Origin of the sequence: Leuconostoc litchii (assembly GCF_008107645.1) — a bacterium.
Taxonomy (GTDB): domain Bacteria; phylum Bacillota; class Bacilli; order Lactobacillales; family Lactobacillaceae; genus Leuconostoc; species Leuconostoc litchii.
The window spans coordinates 377,112-402,269 of the sequence record NZ_SDGY01000001.1; the positions used below are offsets into that span (position 1 = coordinate 377,112).

Here is a 25,158-nt window from a genome sequence, read left to right on the forward strand (position 1 = left end):
AAAGATAGTAAAATAAAGACTATGATAACCCTAGAAAATGAACATCTCATCGTAAAAATTAATCCAGAAGGTGCTGAACTAACAAGTGTTTGGCATAAAGAAGCTGAAATAGAATATATTTGGACAGGCGATCCTAAATATTGGGGTCGTCATGCTTCTAATTTGTTCCCTATTGTTGGACGTCTACGTGGCGATCAGTTTAGAGTGGCAGGCGAAACATATTATATGAATCAGCATGGTTTTGCACGTAACATGCTATTTGATGTTGTGGAACAAAGTGAAAATAAAGCCGTTTTTCGAATTGTCGACACGGAATCAACACATCGTGTGTATCCATTTAAATTTCAATTTGATATTAGTTATGAATTAGAGGATGACGATACACTGCATATTGCATATATCGTTCATAATCCAGATAAAGAAGAAACATTATTCTTCAGTGTTGGTGGGCATCCTGCTTTTAATTTGCCATTAGACGGTGGAAAATTCTCAGATTATTACTTATCAATTGAGCCAGAAAAGGTATATGATCGTGTACGTTTAGTTGGGCCATACTCCAATCCTAACCATCCGACACCATTTAATGCTAGCATTCCATTACGTTTACGCCAAGAAGATTATCATGATGATGCGATTATTTTGAAGCTTGATCGACAAAAAACATCATTTTTATTGGCTCGTTTGGCTAACCAACATGGATTGCGTATGACATTAGATAATGCACAATTTATTGGTGTTTGGACACCGGCAGGTAAGCAGGCACCATTTATAGCTCTTGAACCATGGTGGGGATTGGCTGACACAGTAGACGCAACAGGCAACTTTAAAGAAAAGTTTGGTTCGAATGTTTTGGCTGCTGGCGATACATTCAATGGCACGTATAGTTTGCGATTCTTTTAATCGATAAAAAACATTGATATTTTAATACCAATGTTTTTTTATTAGAATTATGAATTTTATGTTGCTTTTTCTATCATAATGTTTTAAACTGGGTTTAACATAAAAACGTCATAAACCGTTGAGACGGAGATCAAACCATGTGTGCACGTACAGGGAGTCCTTGTTACTGGAAGTAGGGCCGAACGCAACATGGCAAATGGACCGTTGAGGGTTGGTTGAACGAGAGAAATCTTCAGTACTGCCAAACGTGAGATCTACGTAAGTGATCAGGTTATTGTTAGATAACTGTTGAGACGCGTTTTAATTCGAGTGGTTTTTTTTAGCTACCATTTGACTTGGACGAAATCAGGTGGCACCGCGGGAAACCGTCCTGAAATTTTTGCAAAAGCAAATTTTTCAGGACGGTTTTTTATTTGCTTAAAAAAGAAAAGGGGAAAAAGAATGACAAAAAAAGGATACTATGGTGAGTACGGCGGACAATTTGTTCCAGAATTGTTAATGCCGGCAATTAATGAGGTTACAGAAGCATTTGATAAATATAAAGATGATTTAACCTTTAAAAGGGAATTGAAAGATTTATTTGATAATTATGCAAATCGACCATCAATGTTATATTATGCGAAAAATATGTCTAAAGATTTGGGCGGAGCGCAAATTTATTTAAAAAGAGAAGATTTGAATCATACAGGGGCACATAAAATTAACAATGTATTAGGTCAGGCTTTAATTGCTAAACGCATGGGTAAAACGCGATTAATTGCTGAAACAGGTGCTGGACAACATGGTGTGGCAACAGCCACAGCTGCCGCTTTGTTTGGTATGGAAGCTGAAATATTTATGGGAAAGGAAGATACCGAACGGCAAGCGTTAAATGTTTATCGTATGGAATTACTTGGTGCCAAGGTGCACGCAGTTACAACAGGAACTCAAGTTCTAAAAGATGCTGTTAATGCTACATTTCAAGATTGGACTAAAAGAATTGATGATACATTTTATGTACTTGGTTCAGCGGTTGGACCATATCCATTTCCAGAAATGGTTAAATATTTCCAATCAATTATTAGTGAAGAAGCCAGAAGCCAATTCTTAGAGATGACAGGAAGATTGCCAGATGCAGTTCTCGCCGCAGTTGGAGGAGGATCTAATGCGATTGGTGCATTTGCTAAATTTATTGACGATTCAGAAGTTGAATTAATAGGTATTGAGGCTGCCGGTAAAGGTGTCAATACCCAGCAAACAGCAGCGACAATGGCACTTGGAACAAAAGGGATTTTCCATGGTATGAAATCGCAATTCTTACAGTCTACTGATGGACAAATTGATCCTGTTTATAGTATTTCTGCAGGATTAGATTACCCTGGTATTGGACCGGAACACGTTTATTTAAAAGAGATTAACCGTGCAAAATATGTACCAATTACAGATGATGAAGCAGTAGCTGCATTTGAATATATTGCAAAAACTGAAGGTATTGTCGCTGCAATTGAGAGTTCTCATGCTGTAGCATATGCTATGAAAATCGCACCAAAAATGAGAAAAGATCAGCAAATTATGGTTAATTTAAGTGGACGTGGTGATAAAGATGTTGCTGCTATTGCTCGATACAAAGGAGTAAATATTCATGAGTAATATTCAAAAAGCATTGTCAAAATTAATCAAATTACAGGATTTGAGTGCTGAGAATGCGTTTCAGGTAATGGACGACATTATGGACGGAAAAGTTTCTGATCCAGAAATTTCTGCCTATTTAATGGGATTAGCGGTTAAGAAAGAATCGGTTTCCGAAATTGTTGGTTCTGCAAGAGCTATGATTGCACATGCAACAAAGATTGAGCCAGCTTTCGATGCAATAGACATTGTTGGTACTGGTGGTGATCTGTCGGGCACCTTTAATATTTCAACAACAGCAAGTTTTATAGTTGCTGCAGCTGGGGTTCCAGTTGTTAAACATGGTAACCGTGCAGCTAGCTCTAAATCAGGCACAGCAGATGCACTAGAAGCACTTGAGGTTATGATTGATTTGAAACCTGAGCAAGCTACTAGTGTTTTATCTCAAGCTGGTCAAACGTTTTTATTTGCACGTTCGTATCATCCAGCTATGAAGTACGTGGGTTCAATTCGAAAGACCTTAGGAGTTCGAACGATATTTAATATTTTAGGACCGCTAACAAATCCTACACGACCTCAAACAATGTTGGTCGGGGTATATTCCAAAGAACTATTAGTGCCGTTAGCAAAAGTATTTTCCGAGCTAGGGGTCAGAAAAGCGATATTAGTTCATGGTCAAGACGGATTGGATGAAGTAACGTTAACGACGAAAACAGATTTAGTCGTACTAACTGATGGTCAAATAAAAGAGAAAATTTTTGACCCAACAGATTATGGTTTTGATTTTGTCTCTATTCAAACATTACGTGGTGGTACGCCAGTTGAAAATGCGAAAATAACACATAATATTTTGTCAGGAGTTATCACGGGACCGATGAAAAATATTGTGATTTTAAATGCTGCAATGGCATTATTGATAGCTGAAAAATCAGTAACAATTCGTGATGCTATCAAATTGGCTGAACATATATTGGATAGTGGGAAAGCACTAAAGCAATTAGAATTATTACAACAAGTGACTAAGGAAGTGACACCATGATACTAGATGATTTGGTCAATGCTACACAACAAAATATGTTGAAAAGACGAGAGAAAAAATCACTTAATAGCTTGAAAAAAGAAGTTAACAATATACCCAGTTCAAATACTTTTTCTTTTGAAAAAAATTTGAATCAGTCTAATATTTCTATAATTGCCGAAATTAAACAAGCCTCACCCTCAAAGGGACAAATTGTGTCTCCTGAAAAGTTCAATTATCAGCAAATTGCTGATGATTACAAAAATGCTGGTGTTGATGCAATCAGTGTTTTGACAGAGGAAAGTTACTTTAAAGGTTCGCTTGGTATTTTGACAGATGTTGCTGCTAGAAATGATATCCCAACACTTCGTAAAGATTTTATAATTGATCCGTATATGATTTATGAAGCTAAGGTGGCAGGGGCACAAATTATTTTGTTAATTGTCGCAATTCTAACTGATGATAAACTAGGCGAGTACTTATCTTTGGCGGATAAATTAGGACTTTCAGTCATTGTTGAGGCACATAACGATGAGGAAATTAAACGAGCAGTGAGTGCAAGGGCACGAATTATTGGTGTTAATAATCGAAATTTGAAAAATTTTACTGTAGATTTTAATAATACGATTCGTTTACGCAAGCTAGTGCCTGCTGATATACTCTTCATTTCGGAATCAGGAATAAAAAATCGGACAGATGTAGAGACCTTGGAACAGAATGGTGTGAATGGTATTTTAGTTGGTGAAACTTTCATGCGAGCTACAGATAAAATAGCAAAAATTAATCAATTAAGAGGTCATGAATGACACGAATTAAGTTGTGTGGCAATTTTCATTTACAAGATGTTGATTACTTAAATGAAGTTAAACCAGATTTAGCTGGTATTATTTTGGTTCCAAATCGGCGTCGGTCGGTAACTTTCGAATTAGCAAAAGAAATGCGGGATAGGTTGAATATAGACATTCCCTTAGTGGGCGTATTTTCTAACCAAAAAACCAGTGAAATTCTAGCTTACAAAAATATTATTCAAGTAGCTCAATTACATGGTCAAGAAAATGAGCAACAGGTTTATGAAATTCAAAATTCTGGCTTGCCGGTTATTAAGGTTATGAAGCCAAACGGTCAACATCAAACATGTGCTATAAAACGTATGATTGACGCAGGCGCTGGCACAGGGAAAACGTTTGATTGGCAAGGTTTTAAATCTAATGAACCCTTAGATTTTCTTGCTGGTGGTTTAACAACACAGAATTTACAGAGAGCAATTTCTCTGTTGAATCCTAAAACGGTTGATATTAGTTCAGGATCAGAAGTTAATGGTATAAAAAACATAGAAAAGATGCGAGAGTTAGTGCGTATAGCAAGGAGTAATAAATGAATGAAATTACACAAGCATTAAAAAATAAAAATGCCTTTATTGGATTTGCTGTTGCCGGATATCCTAATTTTGAAAAAAGCGCAAAATACATAGTTGATATGGCAAATGCTGGTGCGGATTTAATTGAAATTGGTATAGCTTTCAGTGATCCTAGTGCAGATGGACCAACAATAATGAATGCTGATCAAAAAGTACTGGAAAATGGCTCAAAAACGGAGGATGTGTTTAGATTAATTACTGAGATTCGTAAGGACACCAATGTGCCTTTAGTATTTCTGACTTACACCAATCCAGTTTTTAAATACGGCTATGAAAAATTTTTGAGTAAAATGAAATCTTTGGATGTTCAGGGAATCATTATGCCAGATATGCCTTTAGAAGAACAAGAAGCATTTATAAATATTGCGCAACAATACGGGCGTGCATTTATTCAACTAGTGACATTACAATCCGGCAATCGATTGCCTAAAATTGTGTCACATGCCTCCGGATTTATTTATGTAGTTAGTTCTTTAGGCATAACTGGATCACGACACAAATTATCTAATGAAGCAAATGAAATTGTCACTAGAATAAAAGAATTGACAGATATTCCAGTTGCGGTTGGATTTGGTATTAATACTTATGATCAAGCTAAATTATTCTCCTCTGCAGATGCGATTATAGTTGGCTCTGCACTTGTAAAAATAATTGAAGAACATCCTGATGATGCTACGACATATCTCACTGAATTTATTCAAAAAATGAAAGGAGCACGCAATGCGACAAATTAAAACGATTGATGCGGACACGTTAACCGTTATTAGTGCCTATTTTCGATTACGCGGAGAACGTAGCTTTCTTTTAGAGTCAGTACCGACTGATAGTGAAAAATCTCGCTATTCAATTATTGCGCTCGATCCGGTACATGAGTTTAGCACAGTTGGCCATTCGGTAACAATTGATGGACAAACTACTGAATGCAAAGATCCATTAATGTCTTTACAAGATTTGGTAGTTACAGAAGATGAATGTTTAGAGGAATTGCCCTTTCAAGGTGGTGCTATTGGTTACGTAGGCTTCGATACGATAGCTGTGTATGAAAAATTAAAAAATCAGCCTGAAAATGATCTGGGTATGCCAGACAGTCATCTGTTTTTGTATGAAACGTTTGTTATTTTTGATCATCAGCAGGAAAAAATACAAATCGTCGTTGATAATGTTTATTCTGGGCGTGAAAACTTGGATGAAATCGTTACTATCCTTGAAAATAAGTTAAAACTACCGGTTGCTGATGAACTTGTATCTGTACAACTACACGATTTAAAACCAAAATCAAATGTGACACCAGATCAGTTCAAAACGATGGTCAACCGCACAAAAAAACTAATTCAAGATGGTGATATGTTTCAAATGGTGCCATCTCAAAGATTTAGTTTTACTTTTGAAGATAAGCCGTTTGATTTTTATAGGCAATTACGGCGAACTAATCCATCGCCTTACATGTACTACATGGATTATGGTGAGTATCAAATAATTGGTTCGTCTCCTGAAAGTTTGGTCACTGTTCGTGGTAAAACCGTAACGACTAACCCTATTGCTGGCACTAGAAAAAGAGGACAAACAGCTAAAGAGGACATTGCAGTTGCCAAAGAATTGAAAAATAATGAAAAAGAACTTGCTGAACATCGTATGTTAGTTGATTTAGGTCGTAATGATCTTGGAAAAATTTCTGAATATGGTAGTGTTAAAGTTACTACACTGCTGGAAATTCAAAAATATCGTTACATTATGCATTTGGTCTCTGAAGTTAGTGGTCGATTACGTGAACACACGCCTGCGATTGAGGCTCTAAAAGCTACTTTACCGGCTGGAACAGTTAGTGGTGCGCCAAAATTACGGGCATTACAACGTATTTATGAAATGGAATCAGTAAAGCGGGGTGTTTATGCAGGGGCAATTGGTTACTTATCTCGTGACAACCAAATGGATTTTGCAATTGCTATTCGAACAATGATTGTCAAAAATAAAAAAGGATATGTACAAGCTGGAGCGGGTATCGTGTATGATTCTACAGCAGAAAATGAGTATCAAGAAACATTGAATAAAGCCAAAGCATTGCTAAAATTAGGAGGAGACAGATGATTTTATTAGTGGATAATTATGATTCTTTTACCTATAATTTAGCACAAATTATTGGCACCAAAACGTCATTAGTTGTCTTGAGAAATGATGATGAACGACTTTATACAATTGCTAACCGTGCAAATGGTATTATTTTTTCGCCAGGTCCTGGAAAACCTAATCAAGCTGGTGAGATGGAAAATATGATTCGACATTTTGCTTATACGAAACCAATGTTAGGTATTTGTCTAGGGCATCAGGCTATCGGAGAAGTTTTTGGTGGACAAGTTCAGCATGCGTCTGTGGTTCGACATGGTAAGGTTTCAAAAATGGTTAATGTTTGTTCTTCTCCATTACTGAGTGAAGATATGGTGCAAATTATGCGTTATCATTCACTGATTCTGGATAAACAAAAGTTTCCTAAAAACTTTGAAGTAACAGGAATTTCTGCAGATGACAACGAAGTGATGGCTATGCAACATGAGTCATTGCCTATCTATGGGTTTCAGTTTCACCCAGAATCAATTGGTACGCCAATGGGAACAGCAATGATTGAAAAATTCATTGCTCTAACCGAGTGTTTAGCTATAAATAATTAATGAGTGTTTAATGATGTAATATAGTTTATTTTAATAAACTGTTGACATTTATAATAAATAATTGTATAGTTGATTACATCAAATAAGAATGAGAAAAATTATGAACAACAAAGTCTTGAAAAATAATAGTTATTATTACTTCTGGTTTATGTAGAACCGTCGCTAAGTGCGTCGGTTACGACGCACTTAGCGACCAGAAGCTTTTCAAGGTTGAGTTACTAAGTGTCAATATTAAACACTTAGTAGCTTTTTATTTTTTCGGAATGAAATTTCCTGTTAAATCGTACTAAGTGTTTACTCACTTAGTACGATTTTTATTTAAGGAGAATCTCATGATAACGACAACACCACTAGCAACAAAAGCAATTCAATCGTTGCGACTGTTATCCAATCAGATAATCAGTCATGCTGGATCTGGTCATCCAGGAATCGCATTAGGTGCGGCACCGATTTTGTACGAATTATACGCTAATCAGCTTAATGTCGATCCTAAAAATCCTCATGAACCTAATCGAGACCGTTTTGTATTATCCGCCGGACATGGTGCCGCATTACTTTATGCAACATTATATGCTGCAGGTTTTAATTTAACTTCTAAGGATTTATCAGAATTTCGACAACCTCATTCAAAAACACCAGGACATCCAGAAGTTGGTGTGACGCCCGGTGTTGAAGCCACAACCGGCCCTCTAGGTCAAGGATTGGGTATGGCTGTGGGCATGGCTATGGCTGAAGAAAAATTACATCAACAATTTCCAACAGTTATACATCATTTTACTTACGCTTTGGTCGGTGATGGTGATTTGATGGAAGGTGTGAGTCATGAAGTAGCTTCTCTAGCAGGGCAGCAACGTCTCAGTAAGCTAATTGTGCTGTATGATGATAATGCTGTTAGCCTTGATGGTGCAAAAGAACGTTCTGATACTTCTGATAATCTGGCACGATTTGCGAGTTATGGTTGGGATATACGTAAGGTTGAAAATGGCAATAATTTAGAGGCGATTCATGATGCTATTGAAAATGCCAAGTTATCTCCTGAACCAACATTAATTGCTGTAAAAAGCATTATTGGTGACTTTGGGCCATTTGCAGGAACAAATAAAGCTCATGGAACGCCATTAACTGACCAACAGTTAGTAGATTTATCAGAAATGTTGGCAGTTAAAGTTACGAACTTTGAGCTACCTAGTGATGTGTTGGAAGATATCCGCATTAAGATAATGGCACGATTGGCTAATCGTGTGCAGCCAACGGAAGAGGAGTTAGGAAACTATTTTGAGTTTACAAGGAAAAAAGATTTTTCGATACCACAATTGACGACTGAAATTAAGTCACAAGCAGGTCGAAAAATTTCAAAGTATGTATTGCAAAACTTTGCACAACAATTACCGAATTTATGGGGTGGTTCAGCGGATTTGGTAGCATCAACTAATGCAGAAATTGTTCAGTCACCTTTGTTCAACAATGATGATCGTTCAGGTAGAAACATTGCCTTTGGAGTCCGTGAGTTTGGTATGGGATCCGTCATGAACGGTATTGCCTTACATGGTGGAACAACAATATTTGGCGCTACATTTTTAGCTTTTTCAGACTATATGAAAGCAGCTATTCGTTTAAGTGCATTACAACACGTACCGGTCATTTATGTTTTTACGCACGATAGTGTTACTGTTGGAGAAGATGGACCAACGCATCAGCCAGTTGAGCAATTAATGGGATTGCGAATGATACCTGGTATTGATGTCTTACGTCCGGGAACTGCAGAAGAAATAGCTCATGCATGGCATCAAGCGCTTACGTCGATTGATCGACCAACCGTTTTGATATTAAGCCGAGGTGCAATTGGTCCTCAGGGAAATGATGCGCAAGCGGAATTAGCGATACAAAGGGGTGCAGTGCAATTAAGACAGAATAATGATGCTAAGATTAACTTAATTGCAACAGGGTCAGAAGTACAATTGGCCCAAAAAGTGAGTGAATTGTTATCCGTACCGTCAAATATTATATCTATTCCTAATTTGTCGCGATTTAGTGCATTAGAAAAAAGTGAGAGGCATAAAATCATTCCTCAAGAAACAGCCAAAAATGTAATAATAGAGGCAGGAACAACATTAGGTTGGCAAGGTATCGCTGGTGATGAAGGGATGATTCTGGGTATTGATGAATTTGGGATGAGCGCAGTGGCAGCAAATATATTTGATGAAATTGGGTTTACTGCAGAAAGTATAGTTCATCGCATTACACGGGAGCTATTATGACATTATATGGACTAATAGCTCATCCAGCTGGACACTCACGATCACCGCTGATGCAAAATAAAATGATTGATAAATATAATATTGATGCTCATTATCATGCATTTGATGTTTTACCTGAACAATTAGAACATGCTGTTAAAGGATTGAGGGCATTACATGTAGGTGGCTTTAATGTATCTACTCCGTTCAAAAACAATATCATTAAATATCTGGATGAAATATCTCCAATAGCTGAACAACTGCAAGCTGTAAATACTGTTAAGAATGTTCAAGGTCGTCTTATTGGCACTAATACTGATGGAGATGGCTTTTGGCAAAGTATTAATTCACGACAACCGAAAGAAACGGTCGTTATATTTGGTACCGGTGGTGCAGCAAGAGCTGTCATTGCAACGGCTAAGCAATACGGTGTTAGAAAATTAATTGTATTTAATCGTGTTCATAGCGATTGGTGGGCACGGCAGCAAGAAATTAGCCGATTAACTAATGGTGGGGGATATCTTGAAGATTTAGCCAACAACCATGAGTTGACTGAAGCGTTGAAACAGGCAGACATGTTAATCAACGCTACAACTGTGGGCATGAATGATTCTCGAACACTTCTTACGGATTATCAAGTATCATTATTACCACAGCATGCATTAGTTGTTGATATGATTTACCGTAATCAACAAACAACAATGCTGAAATCTGCCAATCAACGTGGATTATTAACTTTAAACGGTTTACCTATGTTAGTAAATCAAGGCGCATTGAGCTTTGAATATTGGTTTAACAAGTTAGCTGATAGAAAACTAATGATGAAAGAAATTGAGGAATAAAACATGATTATTATCGCAAAAACAAATAAAGATGCAGAACAAATTGCAGCAAAATTAAATACAAACAATCCTATTAAACCAGTGTTTGTTCATGACAACCGTGTAGCGCTAGCTGGTGTAAAAAGTTTGCCAGAAAACGAATTGAGAAATATTTCACAAATGATTGTTGATGTAATCACAAACCATCATTCGGCTATTAAATCATCACGTGAATTCCATCCAGAGGATACAATTATTACAACTAAACATAGCACAATTGGTGGTGGTAATTTTGTTTTCATGGCTGGCCCTGACTCCATTGAATCTCCTGATCATGTTAAAGAGATGGGTGAAGATGTTAAAATGGCTGGTGCAACGATTTTGCGTGGAGGGGCTTTCAAACCGCGTACATCCCCATACTCGTTCCAAGGAAATGGTGAAGATGGATTAAAGGCTCATCGTGCGGCGGCTGACGCATTACAAATGGATATGGTAACAGAAATCTTAGATACACGCGATGTTGACTTGGTGGACTCATACACAGATATTTTCCAAGTTGGTACGCGTAACATGCAAAATTTTGCATTACTTAAGGCACTTGGCAAAAAAAATAAGCCCGTTGTGTTGAAGCGAGGAATGTCAGCTACAATTGATGACTTACTGAATGCAGCAGAGTATATTACTGCTGGTGGTAATGACCAAATTATTTTGATGGAACGTGGTATTCGCACATACGACAATAAGTACACACGTAACACACTTGATGTATCAGCTATTCCAGTATTACAGTCTCTAACTCATTATCCAGTGGTTGCGGATGCTTCACATGCGGCGGGTGTGTCTAAGTTTGTTGAACCACTGGCTTTAGCAGCGATTGCTGCTGGCGCACAAGGTTTAATGACTGAAATACATGATGATCCGGCACATGCGTTTGTTGATGGTGCACAGGCATTGACACCTGAGCAATTTAAACAACTAGCAGAGAAAGTAAATAAGGTTCGTGAGGCAATAAAATGAGCACAATTACAGTTGATTTGGCGACAAAAAAATATGATGTGAAGATTGACAACACCTTACACACTCGTATAGGTCAAGAAATTTCTGCAGTTTGGTCAACACGTAAAATTGTGTTATTAACCGACAATAATGTTGGGCCTTTGTATTTAGAAGACACATCAAGACAATTGCGTGATAAAGGGTTTGATGTACTGGAACTGGTAGTTCCAGCGGGTGAACAATCTAAATCATTATCAGTTGCAGGTGACTTGATTGGTAAAATGGCCAGCGCTGGATTTACTCGTGGTGATGGGCTTATTGCCTTGGGGGGAGGTGTAATTGGTGATTTGGGTGGTGTGGTTGCATCTCTATATATGAGAGGTATTGCCTTTATTCAGATTGCGACGTCTCTAACTGCTCAAGTTGATTCATCAGTTGGTGGTAAAACTGCTGTGAATTTGGGTGATACCAAGAACATTGCTGGTTCCTTTTATCAACCAGATTTAGATCTAGTTGATGTAACATATTTGGATACTTTGACTGATCGCGACTTAGTCGAAGGATATGCAGAAGTTGTAAAAACATCGGCTTTGTCTGATCAAAACTTTTTTGAATTTACCGGTCAAATTAAATCGATTTCAGATATACGTGAACACGCCCAGGAACTCTCACAAAGAGCCATTGCGTACAAAGCAAGAGTAGTTATGGCAGATGAAAAAGAAGCTGGCGAACGACAGTTTTTGAATTTTGGTCATACTTTCGGTCACGCAATTGAACTATTGGCTCACGGTGAGTTGCGGCATGGCGAGGCTGTTGCAATTGGGATGGTTGCCATTAGTAGCCGTTTTGAACAAAATGGTATAATGCCTAAAGGGATGACTGATGAATTATTAAGTCGATTAGAAGCTGTTGGCTTACCAACACAATCCGAATTTATAGGTACGACGCATTTTTTTGATCGCTTGATTAATGATAAAAAAAATCATGGGGGCGTTTTGAATTTAGTTGCGTTAGAGAGCATTGGAAATCCAGTTATTGTGAAGAAAAAAATTGCCGATATGCCGGCATTTATGGAGAATTAATATGAGATATGTTACTGCTGGCGAGAGCCATGGACCTGAAGAAATTGCTGTTATTGAAGGTATTCCTGCCGGATTAACTATTAGTCAAGAGGATGTTAATGAGCAATTAGCTCGACGTCAACGTGGTTATGGTCGAGGAGATCGTCAAAAAATAGAAACCGATACAGTTACTTTTTTGACAGGTATTCGGCACCAAATTACACTTGGATCACCAATTACATTGAATGTTCATAATGATGATCATAATAACTGGTCAAAAATTATGGCTCCTAATGAACCCGCAACTTCAGAGAATACGCTTCGTAAGGTAATGCGACCACGCCCAGGGCATGCTGATTTGGTTGGTGGTATGAAGTACCGTCACCATGATGATTTGCGAAATGTTTTGGAGCGTTCGTCTGCTCGTGAAACAACAATGCGTGTAGCTGTAGGCGCTGTTGCTAAAAAACTACTGGCCGAAATCGGTGTAGATGTTCACGGGTTTGTGGTTAATGTCGGGCCGGCAAAATCTAACATGAACGACTTGATCAAATACAAAAACTTACAAGAGTTACGTAAAGTAACAGAGAGTTTTGATACACGTGCTTTGAATGCTGAAGCTGATGAAGCCATTAAAGAAGTCATTGATAAAACAAAACGTGCTGCTAACACAGTAGGTGGTCAAGTACAGGTTATTGCCACAGGCATGCCTGCTGGATTAGGATCATATGTATCTGCAGACACGAAATTAGATGCAAAAATTGCTAGTGCAATTGTTGGTATTAATGCATTTAAGGGTGTTCAATTTGGTGGTGGTTTTGAAAATTCTGAAAAATATGGCGATCAGGTTATGGATGAGATTTTTTGGGATGAAGGACGTGGTTTTTATCGTGGCTCTGATAATCTTGGTGGCTTTGAAGGGGGTATGACAACTGGTGAAGCAATTATTGTGCGTGGCGTTGTGAAACCTATTCCAACGCTTTATCGCCCCATGCAATCTGTTGATATTGATACACACGAAGATCATCGTGCGTCAATTGAGCGTTCAGACACAACAGCCGTTACAGCTGCTGCAGTGATAGCTGAAGCAATGGTTGCAATTGAACTATCTAAAGCAGTGTTAGACAAATTCGATGCAGATAATATTGAGCGTATGAAAGAACAAGTAGCCATTTATCGTGAGGAACTTAGAAAGTTTTAATATAGCTTAGGCTATAGTACATAATTGATTAGAGGATAAAAAATATGATTAAACTTGTAAAAGCACCAACACTTGGACTACACGGTCAAATCACAGTACCAGGTGATAAGTCAATATCACATCGTGCGGTAATGTTTGGTGCGATAGCTGAAGGAAAAACAATTATTGATAATTTTCTGATGTCAGATGATGTTATGCATACGATAGGCGTTTTTCGTTCACTTGGTGTTGAAATCACTTATACAGATACGCAAGCTGTAGTTGTGGGGAAAGGGCTGGAAAATTTTAATCAACCTAGTGAAGCGTTAAATATGGGGAACTCTGGTACATCGACTCGTTTGTTAATGGGATTGTTAAGCAAACAACCTTTTGATTTAAATATTTTCGGGGATGAGTCATTGAGTAAACGTCCATTAAAAAGAGTGACAGATCCATTATCTTTAATGCAAGCAAAGTTTAAATTATCCGATGAAGAATTTTTACCGGCGATTATTCAGGCTAATAACACGCTAACTGGTATTACGTACCGTATGCCAGTTGCTTCGGCGCAGGTGAAGAGCGCCATCTTACTAGCTGGTATTCAAGCTGACGGTGAGACAACTGTCATTGAAGAGCTACCATCACGGGACCATACCGAACGAATGTTACGTCAATTTGGTGGTCAAATTCAAGCAAAAAATGGTGTTATAACTGTTAAAAAACAACCACAGTTAAAAGGTCAACATGTATTAGTGCCATCGGATATTTCTAGCGCAGCTTTCTTTATGGTAGCAGGTTTAATTACTCCGAATTCTAACATCACCATTAATAAAGTCGGCATTAATCCAACACGGGACGGTGTGATTAAATTACTCGAACGTATGGGTGCAGATATTGTTCAAAACAAAATTTCATCTGAAGGTGAACCGTTAGCAGACATCAAAATTAGAGCACAAGATTTACAAGGAATTACTATTACTGGCGCTGATATTCCTAGTGCTGTGGACGAATTACCAATTTTAGCACTCGCAGCAACGCAAGCAGTTGGCGATACAGTTATCAGCGGTGCAGAAGAGTTGCGTGTAAAAGAAACAGATAGAATTGCGACTGTTATCAGTGAATTGACTAAATTAGGCGCGAATATCGAAGAGAAACCTGACGGTATGATTATTCATGGGGGCACACCTTTGCATGCTATTAATGGTTCGGCCTTACTTGACTCACATGGTGATCATCGTATTGGTATGATGAACGTGGTTGCTTCATTGATTGCTGATGGGGATGTTGTTTTAACTGGTGAAGATGCTATGAGTGTTTCTTATCCTGGGTTTGTGGAAGATATTGCAAAGATTATGAAACAGGAAACGTTATGAAAAATATAGTTGTTGTTGGATTAGGTGAAATGGGTGCTTCGTTAGCTAAAATCCTAAACAGACAATCTGAAAATCTAGTTGTTGGTGTGGATATTAATGATAATTCGTTGACTTATGCTAAAAAAAATAATATTGTCAAACAAGTGTCATTAGAACTAAAGCAAGTTGCTAAAGAAGCCGATATTATTATTTTAGCCACACCCGTAACTTATATTGAGAGTAGCATTCGTCAATTAGCTACGTTGCCTTTAAAAAAAGATGTCGTCATTACTGATACAGGGTCAACAAAGCGAGACATTATGGCTGTTGTAGAACAAGTTTTGACACCAAAAAATGTTCGCTTTGTTGGAGGACATGCCATGGCTGGCACACATCAAAGTGGCATTATGCAGGCAAATGAAGCACTTTATCAAGATGTTCCCTATTTTTTAATTCCTAGTTCAATCAGTAAAACCAGTGATATTCAAGATGTTCTTAAGCCAATTAATGCAGACTTTATGTCCATTTCAATCAAAAAACATGATGAATTAATGTCTGTTATTAGCGATGTACCACATATCTTAGCCTTTTCATTAATGAATACTGCTACAAATCAATTAGGGGATGTTTCAAACTTTGGACACTTTGTAGCTGGCGGATTTAAGGACACAACACGTATTGCAGAAAGCGATCCCAAATTATGGGCTGACGTTTTATTGAGCAATAAAGAGGCAATTTTATCAAGTCAAAGCATATTAATGCAACAGCTAAAGCTATTTTCTCAAGCTATTGAGAATAACGATTCAGTAAATTTAATGTCATTAATATCATCAGCGCAAAAGTCAAGAAAAAATTTATTAAGGTGAGAAAATATGATTAAAGAACCAGATACACTAATGCTCATCGGATTTATGGGTGCTGGAAAAACAACGGTCGGTCAAGAAATAGCACGTCAGCATCATTCAAGATTTATTGATATTGATTCTGAAATTGAACGTGTTGCCGGAAAAACAATTGCTGATATATTTAAAGAGCGTGGTGAAAAAGGTTTCCGTGAATTGGAAACACAAGTATTAAATGATGTGCAAACCTTTGATGGTATTGTTTCCACAGGTGGTGGTGTTGTTGAAAGGGAAGAGAACCTTGAAATTTTAAGAAGCTCACCGGCGACTATCATTTATTTGCATGGTAACCTAGAAAGTACGATTGGACGTTTAATTTTAGAGGGTCAACGTCCATTATTACAAGAAAAATCAACAGCAGAGTTTTTTGCATTGTGGCAAGAGCGTGATCCTAAATATGAGGAAGTTGCTAATTTTACGGTCGAAACAGTTGGTAAAACACCAGCACGTATTGCCGCAGAAATTATTGCTTTATTTAGCGCAAATGAAGATGAATTAGCGTTATTGCAGTTACGTTCGCAAATTGATGCTTTTGATCGTCAAATATTCCAAACGATTTCAGAACGCTTTTTAGTTGTTGAATCGGTCGCTAAGTATAAAGAAAAGTTTGGGATACCAACTGTACAGCATGATCGCATGTTAAAATTACGGTCGGAACTCAAATCAGATTTTAGTGAATCAACAGATATTACCGATGAAATGATTGATAATATTATGACAATTTTGATGCAAGCTGCTATTGATAAAGAAAATAGACAATTAAATAGGTGATTTATGAAACTGCATACACTAGGTCCAAGTGGCACTGATTCTGAGTGTGCTGCACAATATTATTTAACAGATGAAACATTGGTTTTGCACAACAGTTTTGAAGAAATTTTATTAAATCTAAAATCTTTTAGTGGTGATAAAATCATTTTACCTGTTGCTTTTAAATCTAATCAAGAGCCAACTTTGAATTGGGCGGACTTTAATTATCTAAACTGGTCTGATCTTCAGGTTGAGGCGACTTTTTCGTTACCTTTGATGACCATGAGTGTCATTGAAAATGTGCAATATAATCGTAATGTGGCATTGGTTCATGCAGCTACCGAAGGACTAATGAGGCAATATTTAACGTCTGTGAATCTGGATAATGCCTGGGGACCATCAATTATGTTTGCACCTAGTAAAGTTGTTGCGTTGAAAGACTTTATAAAAGATCAAAATCGGTTTACAATTATTTCTGAAGAACAATTCAAAAAATTACCGGAAAGTAGTGACGAAAAATACCAAATCAGGCAACAATTAAAGCCACACATGGTTTGGGTCGTCTATAGAGTTTTATGACATTAAGAGAATTATTAAAAATACCTAGCAGTACTGATAAGCCTATTATTGCTGTGCCGTTAATACTTGGACCAACAGATAAATTCAGTCCTTTTGCGCAAAAATTGCAACAACAAAACCCAGATATTGTTGAGTGGCGAGCGGACTTTATTGCTGATGATTTTAGTCAAGCAGTCATGTGGCAACAAGTTAAATCAGGTGCACAAAAGGAATTAGCGCAAAAGGATGTTTCAGCCATGACTGAAGCTAAGATGTTATCTGAAATTGATAACGCTAAACAAGAATTTATAGCCAATTGGCCACAAATGAATGCGCATATTATCAAAGAATTAACTAGTACGGTCTTTAACAGTATTGGTGGATTCCCTGTGATTTTAACATACCGTACAGTAGAGCAGGGTGGTCGTGGTGAAATGAGTGAGGTTGAGTATACGACATTTGTTGTATCTGCTTTAAATACTGGCTTCCCATTTGCAGCTGTCGATGTTGAATATACATTAGATGAGTCTTTACGAAACCGTATTATAGACGCTGCGCATAAAGTTAATGTGCCAGTGATTATGTCGTATCATGATTTTCAAGGTACACCAGACACGCTAGCTGGATTAATTGAAAATATGTCTCATACGCCTGCTGACGTTATAAAGTTAGCAGTTATGCCTAACAATATGTCAGATGTTCAGTATTTATTAGATACCACAAAGGAAGCTGCTATTGAACAACCACTCATTACTATGAGTATGGGAGAAATTGGGAAGCGAACTCGTATTGAGGGTTACCAATATGGATCAGAATTAACATTCGCTACACTTGATGGAACTAGTCAAAGTGCTCCAGGTCAGTTGACCATTAATGAACTATTGCACTTTTGGCAATGAGATGGTATAATTAATACAACCAACTGGGTAGTATCTATCTACCTACCCGCTATCTCTTCGGAGGTAGCGTTTTTTATATTATTCAATAGCAAGACCTTAATTGGTCTTGCTTTTTTATTGGAGTTAAGAATATTTTGTGACTATTTAACTTTTTTATATCCAAATTGGTATATTTATTCCATAGACAATAGTTGTCCTTTTCAACAGATGAATTGGAGGAAATTTGTCTTATTTTATGCTGCTGATAGCAACAGGAAGAGGAAAATAAAGTGGAAGTTAAATTTAATCACGTGACTTTGGCATATGATAATGGAGTTGAGGTTCTACATGACATGGATTTTAATATCACTGATGGTCAATGGGATTTGATAAGTCCTTTGATATGGAATGGGACTCGATGGTTCATTCTTCTGGTGAAGCGCTCGTCACTAACAATGGCAAGGTTAATGTGAACTCGAAGAAGGCAATAGCAGCAGCTAAGCTAATCATGGACATGGTCAATGACGGGACAGCTTTAACTTTCTCATCTTCTGCAGGAATTACAGCCACGAAAGCCGCATTAGCAGGTAATAGTTTGGTTGTAACGGCTACAGCCTCCAAAAAGCAACAGTCTGGTGCATGGGCATTTATGAAGTTTCTAATGTCTGATAAGCAAACAGAAAAGTGAGCAGAAGCAACGGGATATTTGCCAATTACAAAGCAAGCTACAAAATCATCAGCGTATAAAGCCTATTTAGAAAAAAATCCACTAGCTAAAGCTAACTGATTTAGGAACTGAATACGCACCCAATGCTAGAATTAAAATCATTGATTATGAAAAACCATTGTTTTTAGGGCCTTTTGAAGTAACTTTTTTGAAACTGATCATGATATACGTGGTGCTGCTGCCATTCGTATTAGTGATGGAAAACATAATTTCGTTCATAGTGGAGATAATTGATTTATTTTTACTTGAAGGCACAGAAGTTAGCTTTGATGGAGACGATGAACTCATTCGACAAACTGAACAATCCTTACAAAGAGATTTTGCTAATATATTAAAACAAACTGAAAAGTTGGTTGTTGTTAATCCATATGAGAGAAATATCGATCGATTGCTAGCACTACAAAATACTGCGCATGAAAATGGTCGGAAACTTCTCTAGAATCACCGTGTTGCGGTTATTTTAAAAGCGATGGGCGCTAAAAACGTTCAAGAAATCGATTGGGTAAAGGTTTTATCAAAACTGGGTCATTATGTTGTTCAAAATCAATTTGATCAGTTGCATGAGTTAGATAAACTTAACGGACAATTTTTGTACTTGCATATGAATGGTGAACCATTAGGTGAGTATGATGCTCGCTTCGTTGCGTTATCTAATTATTTAGCAATCCAACATATAGATTTAAAGTTATTGGGCGCTAGTGGACATGCAAAACCAATGGATTTAGTGGCATTGGCTCAACGTGTAAATGCTGAACAAACAGTACCTTGGCATTCATTTAAGCCAGAAAAAGAAGCAGCAAAATTACGTGAGGTTGATTTAAATGTTTATTTACCATTTAAAGTTGAAATTTTGGATTATAAATAAATTTGATATATCACAAAAAATATGTCATTATGTCAAATACAGTTATTCACAAAATCAACTTTCCTATTGAATGTAAAGGCTTACAAGTTTATAATGTAGTTGTAATTAAAAAGGAGGAACTTCACATGGTTAAAGTCGCAGTTGTTACTGGCGGTGGTCAAGGTATCGGAGCAGGAATTGCAAAGCAACTTGCTTCAGATGGATTTACAGTCGCTGTTGCAGATTTAAATAAAGATAATGCAGCGAAAGTTGCTACAGAAATCGGTAATCATTCAAAGGGTTATTATGTCGATATTTCAAGTCATGATGAAATGTTTAAGCTTGTTGACGACGTAGTAAATGATTTTGGGCAGTTGGATGTTTTTGTCAATAATGCTGGAATCGCTCAAATCGCGGCTATTGTTGATGCAAAGCCTGAGGATATTACTAAAATTTTTAATATCAATGTTAACGGTACGATTTATGGGATTCAGGCTGCTGCTCAACAATTTAAGAAGCAAGGTAAAGGTGGAAAAATTATTAATGCCTGTTCAATTGCTGGACATCAAGCTGTTGAATTATTGGGTATCTACTCAGCCACAAAGTTTGCGGTTCGTGGTATAACACAAGCTTCTGCTAAGGAGCTTGCTAAAGATAAAATTACTGTTAATGCTTATTGCCCTGGAATCGTGTTAACACCAATGTGGGATCAAATTGATGCTGCCATGGCTAAAATTTATGATCGTCCACTAGGAGAAACAAAGCAAGAGTACATCGATGGTATTGCACTTGGACGTGGTGAAGAACCAGCAGATGTAGCGAACCTAGTATCATTCTTGGCTGACGAAAAGTCAAACTATATTACTGGACAATCAATATTAGTTGATGGTGGTATTAATTACGTTTGATTTCTTTGGATTGTCATAAGTTGGATAATATTTTATGATTGGATCAAAAAAAGAGTAGCGCGTTTGAAACGTGTTGCTCTTTTTTGGTATTTTATAAGGCCTGTTTATAGAATAATATTGAAAATACTTGCAAGGAAAAGATCAGGTGTTCGAGAGTGTTTGACTAATTTAAGTGTGTTTACATATTTACAATTTCAATGTCACCAATATTCTATTTAAAATAAATAATGGAAATGAGATGCAAAGAAAATTGGTATCAAGGAACGAAGATGATGAATTTTGGTGGGATTTCAAACTCTAGTCAATCAAGACGAAAAAAATTTAAATCAATTAGTTAATATTAATTTTCAGTCAAGTCAAATTGATGCTTAAATCGTCTAAATATGCGATAATGTGCTTCATAATAACAAATCAATCAAATCGAGGGAAGCAAAATGTCAATGGAAAAGCAAACTAAATGGTCTTCTGCTGGCGCTTTAATTGCGCTTGGTATTGTTTATGGAGACATTGGCACATCACCGTTATATACGATGAATTCTATATTAAGCAGTGCAAGAAGCACAGAACACTTGGATACTTTTGTCATTGGTTCGGTGTCCCTTGTGTTTTGGACATTGATGTTGATTACCACTGTTAAATATGTATTCGTAGCTTTGAAGGCTGATAATCATGGTGAGGGTGGTATCTTTGCATTATATAGCCGTGTAAAGAATATAAAAAAGAAATGGTTACTGATTCCTGCTTTAGTTGGTGGATCTGCTTTGTTGGCAGATGGAACGTTAACGCCAGCGGTAACAGTTACGACTGCGATTGAAGGCCTGAAAGGGCAACAACTAGGACCCGTATTATTTCCAAATAATCAAACACTAGTAGTTGTTGTGGTGTCTATTCTTTTGTTAATAATATTTATATTTCAAAAAGCCGGTACTAAAAAAATTGGTAACATATTTGGTCCGGTCATGCTGGCATGGTTTGCGTTTATTGGTATTTTTGGTTTAATAAATATTTTTAATGATGTTGCTATTCTTAAAGCTTTATCGCCAACATATGCAATTAATGTGCTATTCAGTTCAGAAAATAAAACTGGTATTTTTATTTTGGGCAGTGTATTTTTAGCTACTACTGGTGCTGAAGCATTGTACTCTGATATGGGGCATGTTGGAAAGCAAAATATCTATATTAGTTGGCCGTTTGTGTATACCATGTTAATTTTGAATTATATGGGACAAGGCGCATGGATTATGTCACACGTCGAACATCGTAATTTATTGCAACAATCTTCAAATCCATTCTTTGAAATATTGCCTGGTGGCTGGCGAATTGTTGGCATCGTATTAGCCACTTTAGCCGCAATTATAGCTTCACAGGCATTGATTTCTGGTGCTTATACATTAGTTAGTGAAGCCATTAATTTGAAAGTTATTCCTCGGCTGCACACTTTTTATCCAAGTGAAATCCGAGGACAGATGTATATTGGAGCTGTTAACTGGTTGCTCTGCGTAATTGGCTTAATTATTGTATGGGCATTCCAAACTTCACACAATATGGAAGCTGCGTATGGGTTATCCATAACTATCACAATGTTAATGACAACCATATTGTTGTATCAATTTATAAATCAAAACCATAAAAAATTGCGAGCTATCTGCTTTGCTATATTATTCGGAGCTATTGAAGTTGTATTCTTGATTGCTAGTTTAGGCAAGTTTTTACATGGCGGCTATGCAACCTTGGTTATTATGGTTGTAATTTTAAGTATCATGATAATTTGGTATTATGGAAACAAGCGTCGTGAAGAAATTGCTAAACAAAATGATTATCTGTCGTTGAAAGACTATCGAAAACAACTCATCAATTTATCGCGAGATGATGCAGAACCAATTTTTGCAACTAATTTAGCGTATATAGCCAATGTTCATCAAAACTACATGATAAAACGATCAGTTATATATTCTCTCATTGGTTCAAAGCCAAAAAAAGCAGAAATATACTGGTTTGTTACAATACGGGAGGCGGTTAACCCTTATGAAAAAAGTTATTCTGTTGATATGATGGGCACTAACAATATAGTACACATTATATTCAACATTGGTTTCAAAGTAGAACCGCAAATTAGTCTTTATTTAAAACAAATTGCTAATAACTTAGTTAAGCAGGGTGTTATTGAACCACAGTTTCCGAGATATGCAATTGAAAAACATGGTAGTATTGGTGATTTTAAATACGTTATAGCTAATCAAAACTATGAAGATTTACTTAATTTACCAAACATGCATCCATGGGATCGTTTTATCATTGCTGGTAGACTATGGTTACAAGCCCATACTGTAAAGCCTAGTGGATTTTATGGTTTAGAGTTAAGTGATGTGGTGGAGGAAACGGTACCGTTATTTATTGGCAATAACAATGTTAGTAGGATTAAGCTTACACAAAAATCCATTAAGAATATCGTAAAGACAGCAGAAAAACAGTAACTCTATAATTATTGTTGAAACTGAAAAGGAACACATATTGATGTTAATGAAACTAAATCATGAAGCATTCTTGCTAATGAAACAAGGAACTAAGACTATTGAAATTAGGTTAAATGATTCGAAGCGGGCTCAACTAAAAAAAGGACAGAATGTTGTCTTTACTGATTTAGAAAGTGGCGAACAATTATTGGTTGATATTATTAATATTTATCGATTTAGCACATTTCTTGAATTGTATCAAAAGTTTGGTGGTATCCAAGTTGGCAGTGAGGAACATGATTCGGTAGACAAAATGGTTAGTCAAACTTATGAAATTTATTCACGAAAACAAGAACAAGATTTTGGTGTTTTGGCGATTGAGGTTAAAGTCATATTGTAGTTTATAGTATTTTTTTACTTTCGATAATATATATTATGTTAACTTGCGGATTGCATGAATTTGTCAACCCCTAAAGTAACAAATAAACTAAAAAAAATCATTTTATTTGCGCTAATCCGTTGTCGCTGTTGTGATAGCGGATTTCTTTACAATCTCATTACAGAGACTGTTTTAGTGCCATTTGTCGTTTTGCTTTTCTAAAGCTGACCAAAAATAATTTATTGTTGTTTTTGGTCCTCAATTTAGACTGCTTCAACAGTTATTTAAGCACTTAATTCGTCTTTATCTGGTTATTATTATACGCAAAAATGCAGCTCAAAGCTATTAACTTTGAACTGTCTTAACAAGTAGCGATTTTAAGCATCTATTGATGATTAAGCTGCCATGATTCGCTTAGTAAAGACTTTTTCAGGTGTTTTGAACCTGAGCACATTTCTAGGACGCTCATTGATGTCCTGAATGGCGTTTTGAAGCTTACGTTGTGTAATCTTAGTAAAGTCATAGCCCGCAGGAAATACACGCCGTAATTCACGATTCATGCGTTCGTTTGTACCACGTTGACCTGGTGATTGTGGATCAGCGTAATATAACTTTTTACCGTACGTATCTTCAATGCTGTAAATAAATAAACTACTGGTGAATTCTGAGCCACGATCACATGTGATACTGTCACAGACATTCTCAAACCTTGACATAAAGGTATCTATGGCTGTTTTGACATCTTCTGAATTCTTACTTTTTGCTTTGACACCAACCATAAAACGTGTTTTTCTTTCTACAAATGTGATCACAAAAGATTGGGAATCTTGAGGACTCATCACCCCATCAATTTCCCAATGACCAAACGTGGAGCGATTATTGATCACTTCGGGACGAGTGTGAATTGAACGTGTTTCAATCATCATCCGTTTATGTTCAGGATTTGACGGCTTTGCTCTGAGATGCCTGCGTCTTTTCCCTTTAAGAGGTAAATCATTGATTGTCGCACTCAAGTTGCGATTAAGTATCCAATTATAGATCGTTCGTGTACAAACACCAATTCGTGGCACACCGTGTGCAATTTGTTCTGGTGACCAATGTTTCTTTTTGAGATAATAATCAATCTTTTCACGTTTTTTAGGCGTGATTTTTGGTTGCGAATGGTGTCCTTTTGATTGATAATACTCAGCCCGTCTTGTCGCTTGCACAGGTTCATATGTATGGCGCAATATTTTCTTTTTGCCACGCCAAGTCATGACACGGGCATTACGCTGCAATTCATGTGTAATGGTAGCTCGAGGACGGTTTAGTTTCCTAGCAATTTCCGCATTGGTTTTACCCGCGTCAATCATATTTTTGATCGTGATACGCTCACTAAACTCTAAACGTGCGTATTTGGATTTGGGATTTTTTTTAGTCATGTGGCAATTATTCCTTCTCTCAATAAGACTATAAAATTGACATTCGGTCAATAGTTAAAATGTTAAGAAAAACAAAAGTGAACAA

At 36.9% G+C, this 25,158-nt stretch carries 25 protein-coding genes; 24 read left to right on the top strand and 1 reads right to left on the bottom strand.

Features of this window, described 5'->3' with window-relative positions:
- Positions 1-21 precede the first annotated feature (21 nt).
- From ESZ47_RS01935 to ESZ47_RS02055, 24 genes are all read left to right on the top strand, one after another.
- Positions 22-900, top strand: coding sequence for an aldose 1-epimerase family protein (locus ESZ47_RS01935; protein WP_148604273.1), 879 nt, complete (start codon positions 22-24; stop codon positions 898-900).
- A 441-nt stretch (positions 901-1,341) separates the two neighbouring features.
- A complete protein-coding gene (gene trpB, locus ESZ47_RS01940; RefSeq protein ID WP_148604274.1) occupies positions 1,342-2,529 on the top strand; it encodes a tryptophan synthase subunit beta in 1,188 nt (395 codons plus the stop codon).
- Positions 2,522-3,547, top strand: coding sequence for an anthranilate phosphoribosyltransferase (gene trpD / locus ESZ47_RS01945; RefSeq protein WP_148604276.1), 1,026 nt, complete (start codon positions 2,522-2,524; stop codon positions 3,545-3,547). The genes trpB and trpD overlap by 8 nt, the downstream gene beginning before the upstream one ends.
- Positions 3,544-4,332, top strand: a complete 789-nt coding sequence (gene trpC, locus ESZ47_RS01950; protein ID WP_148604278.1) for an indole-3-glycerol phosphate synthase TrpC — start codon at positions 3,544-3,546, stop codon at positions 4,330-4,332. The genes trpD and trpC overlap by 4 nt, the downstream gene beginning before the upstream one ends.
- A complete protein-coding gene (locus ESZ47_RS01955; protein ID WP_148604280.1) occupies positions 4,329-4,904 on the top strand; it encodes a phosphoribosylanthranilate isomerase in 576 nt (191 codons plus the stop codon). Before trpC ends, ESZ47_RS01955 begins: the two co-directional genes overlap by 4 nt.
- On the top strand, positions 4,901-5,677 hold the full coding sequence (gene trpA, locus ESZ47_RS01960; protein ID WP_148604282.1) for a tryptophan synthase subunit alpha: 777 nt from the start codon (positions 4,901-4,903) through the stop codon (positions 5,675-5,677). The genes ESZ47_RS01955 and trpA overlap by 4 nt, the downstream gene beginning before the upstream one ends.
- On the top strand, positions 5,664-7,028 hold the full coding sequence (gene trpE / locus ESZ47_RS01965) for an anthranilate synthase component I (protein WP_148604283.1): 1,365 nt from the start codon (positions 5,664-5,666) through the stop codon (positions 7,026-7,028). Before trpA ends, trpE begins: the two co-directional genes overlap by 14 nt.
- Positions 7,025-7,606 carry an anthranilate synthase component II gene (locus ESZ47_RS01970; RefSeq protein ID WP_148604285.1) on the top strand — a complete coding sequence of 194 codons (582 nt, stop codon included), beginning with the start codon at positions 7,025-7,027 and terminating at the stop codon, positions 7,604-7,606. Before trpE ends, ESZ47_RS01970 begins: the two co-directional genes overlap by 4 nt.
- Before the next feature lie 332 nt (positions 7,607-7,938).
- Entirely contained in the window at positions 7,939-9,864 is a 1,926-nt protein-coding gene (locus ESZ47_RS01975; RefSeq protein ID WP_148604287.1) for a transketolase family protein, read from the top strand.
- Positions 9,861-10,685 (top strand): shikimate dehydrogenase, encoded by an 825-nt coding sequence (aroE, locus tag ESZ47_RS01980; RefSeq protein ID WP_148604288.1) that lies wholly within the window; start codon positions 9,861-9,863, stop codon positions 10,683-10,685. Before ESZ47_RS01975 ends, aroE begins: the two co-directional genes overlap by 4 nt.
- 3 nt (positions 10,686-10,688) lie before the next feature.
- On the top strand, positions 10,689-11,681 hold the full coding sequence (aroF, locus tag ESZ47_RS01985; RefSeq protein WP_148604290.1) for a 3-deoxy-7-phosphoheptulonate synthase: 993 nt from the start codon (positions 10,689-10,691) through the stop codon (positions 11,679-11,681).
- A complete protein-coding gene (aroB, locus tag ESZ47_RS01990) occupies positions 11,678-12,742 on the top strand; it encodes a 3-dehydroquinate synthase (RefSeq protein ID WP_148604292.1) in 1,065 nt (354 codons plus the stop codon). Before aroF ends, aroB begins: the two co-directional genes overlap by 4 nt.
- Before the next feature lies 1 nt (position 12,743).
- Positions 12,744-13,922: a chorismate synthase gene (gene aroC, locus ESZ47_RS01995; RefSeq protein ID WP_148604294.1), complete on the top strand. Its 1,179-nt coding sequence runs from the start codon at positions 12,744-12,746 to the stop codon at positions 13,920-13,922.
- Positions 13,923-13,966: 44 nt separating this feature from the next.
- Positions 13,967-15,274, top strand: coding sequence for a 3-phosphoshikimate 1-carboxyvinyltransferase (aroA, locus tag ESZ47_RS02000; protein ID WP_148604296.1), 1,308 nt, complete (start codon positions 13,967-13,969; stop codon positions 15,272-15,274).
- Positions 15,271-16,119: a prephenate dehydrogenase gene (locus ESZ47_RS02005; protein WP_148604298.1), complete on the top strand. Its 849-nt coding sequence runs from the start codon at positions 15,271-15,273 to the stop codon at positions 16,117-16,119. Before aroA ends, ESZ47_RS02005 begins: the two co-directional genes overlap by 4 nt.
- Positions 16,120-16,125: 6 nt before the next feature.
- Positions 16,126-16,926: a shikimate kinase gene (locus tag ESZ47_RS02010; protein ID WP_148604300.1), complete on the top strand. Its 801-nt coding sequence runs from the start codon at positions 16,126-16,128 to the stop codon at positions 16,924-16,926.
- 3 nt (positions 16,927-16,929) lie between these two features.
- Positions 16,930-17,484 (top strand): hypothetical protein, encoded by a 555-nt coding sequence (locus ESZ47_RS02015; RefSeq protein WP_148604301.1) that lies wholly within the window; start codon positions 16,930-16,932, stop codon positions 17,482-17,484.
- Positions 17,481-18,362: a type I 3-dehydroquinate dehydratase gene (aroD, locus tag ESZ47_RS02020; RefSeq protein WP_148604303.1), complete on the top strand. Its 882-nt coding sequence runs from the start codon at positions 17,481-17,483 to the stop codon at positions 18,360-18,362. Before ESZ47_RS02015 ends, aroD begins: the two co-directional genes overlap by 4 nt.
- Positions 18,363-18,720: 358 nt before the next feature.
- Positions 18,721-19,029, top strand: coding sequence for a type 2 periplasmic-binding domain-containing protein (locus tag ESZ47_RS09585; RefSeq protein ID WP_284295198.1), 309 nt, complete (start codon positions 18,721-18,723; stop codon positions 19,027-19,029).
- A gap of 199 nt (positions 19,030-19,228) precedes the next feature.
- Positions 19,229-19,507, top strand: coding sequence for a hypothetical protein (locus ESZ47_RS02035; RefSeq protein WP_208797466.1), 279 nt, complete (start codon positions 19,229-19,231; stop codon positions 19,505-19,507).
- 30 nt (positions 19,508-19,537) lie between these two features.
- Entirely contained in the window at positions 19,538-19,933 is a 396-nt protein-coding gene (locus ESZ47_RS02040; RefSeq protein ID WP_148604307.1) for a hypothetical protein, read from the top strand.
- 125 nt (positions 19,934-20,058) lie between these two features.
- Positions 20,059-20,820 carry an acetoin reductase gene (locus ESZ47_RS02045; RefSeq protein WP_148604309.1) on the top strand — a complete coding sequence of 254 codons (762 nt, stop codon included), beginning with the start codon at positions 20,059-20,061 and terminating at the stop codon, positions 20,818-20,820.
- 434 nt (positions 20,821-21,254) lie between these two features.
- Positions 21,255-23,294 (top strand): KUP/HAK/KT family potassium transporter, encoded by a 2,040-nt coding sequence (locus ESZ47_RS02050; protein ID WP_148604311.1) that lies wholly within the window; start codon positions 21,255-21,257, stop codon positions 23,292-23,294.
- A gap of 40 nt (positions 23,295-23,334) precedes the next feature.
- Positions 23,335-23,673, top strand: coding sequence for an ASCH domain-containing protein (locus tag ESZ47_RS02055; protein WP_148604313.1), 339 nt, complete (start codon positions 23,335-23,337; stop codon positions 23,671-23,673).
- 374 nt (positions 23,674-24,047) lie between these two features.
- Here the strand turns inward: ESZ47_RS02055 and ESZ47_RS02060 are convergent, their stop codons facing one another.
- On the bottom strand, positions 24,048-25,073 hold the full coding sequence (locus ESZ47_RS02060) for an IS30 family transposase (RefSeq protein ID WP_148604315.1): 1,026 nt from the start codon (positions 25,071-25,073) through the stop codon (positions 24,048-24,050).
- Positions 25,074-25,158 lie beyond the last annotated feature (85 nt).

What these genes read in the sequence shown, in the direction of transcription:
- ESZ47_RS01935 (WP_148604273.1), top strand. Translation starts at nt 22, where the DNA reads ATGATAACCCTAGAAAATGAACATCTCATCGTAAAAATTAATCCAGAA.
- trpB (WP_148604274.1), top strand. Translation starts at nt 1,342, where the DNA reads ATGACAAAAAAAGGATACTATGGTGAGTACGGCGGACAATTTGTTCCA.
- trpD (WP_148604276.1), top strand. Translation starts at nt 2,522, where the DNA reads ATGAGTAATATTCAAAAAGCATTGTCAAAATTAATCAAATTACAGGAT.
- trpC (WP_148604278.1), top strand. Translation starts at nt 3,544, where the DNA reads ATGATACTAGATGATTTGGTCAATGCTACACAACAAAATATGTTGAAA.
- ESZ47_RS01955 (WP_148604280.1), top strand. Translation starts at nt 4,329, where the DNA reads ATGACACGAATTAAGTTGTGTGGCAATTTTCATTTACAAGATGTTGAT.
- trpA (WP_148604282.1), top strand. Translation starts at nt 4,901, where the DNA reads ATGAATGAAATTACACAAGCATTAAAAAATAAAAATGCCTTTATTGGA.
- trpE (WP_148604283.1), top strand. Translation starts at nt 5,664, where the DNA reads ATGCGACAAATTAAAACGATTGATGCGGACACGTTAACCGTTATTAGT.
- ESZ47_RS01970 (WP_148604285.1), top strand. Translation starts at nt 7,025, where the DNA reads ATGATTTTATTAGTGGATAATTATGATTCTTTTACCTATAATTTAGCA.
- ESZ47_RS01975 (WP_148604287.1), top strand. Translation starts at nt 7,939, where the DNA reads ATGATAACGACAACACCACTAGCAACAAAAGCAATTCAATCGTTGCGA.
- aroE (WP_148604288.1), top strand. Translation starts at nt 9,861, where the DNA reads ATGACATTATATGGACTAATAGCTCATCCAGCTGGACACTCACGATCA.
- aroF (WP_148604290.1), top strand. Translation starts at nt 10,689, where the DNA reads ATGATTATTATCGCAAAAACAAATAAAGATGCAGAACAAATTGCAGCA.
- aroB (WP_148604292.1), top strand. Translation starts at nt 11,678, where the DNA reads ATGAGCACAATTACAGTTGATTTGGCGACAAAAAAATATGATGTGAAG.
- aroC (WP_148604294.1), top strand. Translation starts at nt 12,744, where the DNA reads ATGAGATATGTTACTGCTGGCGAGAGCCATGGACCTGAAGAAATTGCT.
- aroA (WP_148604296.1), top strand. Translation starts at nt 13,967, where the DNA reads ATGATTAAACTTGTAAAAGCACCAACACTTGGACTACACGGTCAAATC.
- ESZ47_RS02005 (WP_148604298.1), top strand. Translation starts at nt 15,271, where the DNA reads ATGAAAAATATAGTTGTTGTTGGATTAGGTGAAATGGGTGCTTCGTTA.
- ESZ47_RS02010 (WP_148604300.1), top strand. Translation starts at nt 16,126, where the DNA reads ATGATTAAAGAACCAGATACACTAATGCTCATCGGATTTATGGGTGCT.
- ESZ47_RS02015 (WP_148604301.1), top strand. Translation starts at nt 16,930, where the DNA reads ATGAAACTGCATACACTAGGTCCAAGTGGCACTGATTCTGAGTGTGCT.
- aroD (WP_148604303.1), top strand. Translation starts at nt 17,481, where the DNA reads ATGACATTAAGAGAATTATTAAAAATACCTAGCAGTACTGATAAGCCT.
- ESZ47_RS09585 (WP_284295198.1), top strand. Translation starts at nt 18,721, where the DNA reads ATGGGATTTGATAAGTCCTTTGATATGGAATGGGACTCGATGGTTCAT.
- ESZ47_RS02035 (WP_208797466.1), top strand. Translation starts at nt 19,229, where the DNA reads ATGATATACGTGGTGCTGCTGCCATTCGTATTAGTGATGGAAAACATA.
- ESZ47_RS02040 (WP_148604307.1), top strand. Translation starts at nt 19,538, where the DNA reads ATGGGCGCTAAAAACGTTCAAGAAATCGATTGGGTAAAGGTTTTATCA.
- ESZ47_RS02045 (WP_148604309.1), top strand. Translation starts at nt 20,059, where the DNA reads ATGGTTAAAGTCGCAGTTGTTACTGGCGGTGGTCAAGGTATCGGAGCA.
- ESZ47_RS02050 (WP_148604311.1), top strand. Translation starts at nt 21,255, where the DNA reads ATGTCAATGGAAAAGCAAACTAAATGGTCTTCTGCTGGCGCTTTAATT.
- ESZ47_RS02055 (WP_148604313.1), top strand. Translation starts at nt 23,335, where the DNA reads ATGTTAATGAAACTAAATCATGAAGCATTCTTGCTAATGAAACAAGGA.
- ESZ47_RS02060 (WP_148604315.1), bottom strand. Translation starts at nt 25,073, where the DNA reads ATGACTAAAAAAAATCCCAAATCCAAATACGCACGTTTAGAGTTTAGT.